Origin of the sequence: Cytobacillus firmus (genome assembly GCF_023715565.1) — a bacterium.
Taxonomy (GTDB): domain Bacteria; phylum Bacillota; class Bacilli; order Bacillales; family Cytobacillaceae; genus Cytobacillus; species Cytobacillus firmus_C.
Genome location: NZ_JAMBOJ010000146.1, coordinates 1 through 607 on the forward strand (window position 1 = coordinate 1; position 607 = coordinate 607).

The 607-nt window shown below is 38.4% G+C and carries 1 protein-coding gene; it reads left to right on the forward strand.

The genetic code is table 11. The features are described 5' to 3' along the window. Nucleotides 1-94 precede the first annotated feature (94 nt). Nucleotides 95-460 carry a VanZ family protein gene (locus tag M3205_RS25185; protein ID WP_311315756.1) on the forward strand — a complete coding sequence of 122 codons (366 nt, stop codon included), beginning with the start codon at nucleotides 95-97 and terminating at the stop codon, nucleotides 458-460. Nucleotides 461-607 lie beyond the last annotated feature (147 nt).

Below are 607 nucleotides of genomic sequence, written 5' to 3' on the forward strand. Positions count from 1 at the left end.
CTCCTCGACGCTACGCGTCTGTGGGGTCTCACCTGTCCCGCTACTCCCGTAGGAGTCTCGCACCCTCCACTACAATCAACTCAGTAAATATAATATAAATAGCAACAAACTTTGCGAAAACAGCCTTCCTTTTAAAACCATTAATGGGTATATGTTGGCTATGGTCAATGGAAGCATGAATTTAATCATTCCAATAAAAAACCTTGCCGGCAATGTGTCTGCATTTTTGCCAATGGGAATTTTTCTGCCCTATTTTTTTAAAGTGCTAAACAGACTTAAGTCATTTACTATTTCCATGACTGCCATGATCCTTAGTGTGGAAATTATCCAGCTGGTCACCAGAAGAGGCAGTTTGGATATTGATGACTTTATTCTTAATATGATCGGAGCACTGATAGGGTTTGGATTATGGAAAGCGATGACTGGCCGGAGAGTAAGAGGTAAAGAATTAAACCTATAAAACAAAAGCCTGTCTAACTGATGTTAACGGGTTCGGTTCAGAGGGAGAAAACAGTAAATAGTAATACATTTGGAGGTTTAAATCGCAAGCGATTTAGAACCTCCTTTTTTATTATTAAATCAATGTTTGTTTCACTTTATTATTACA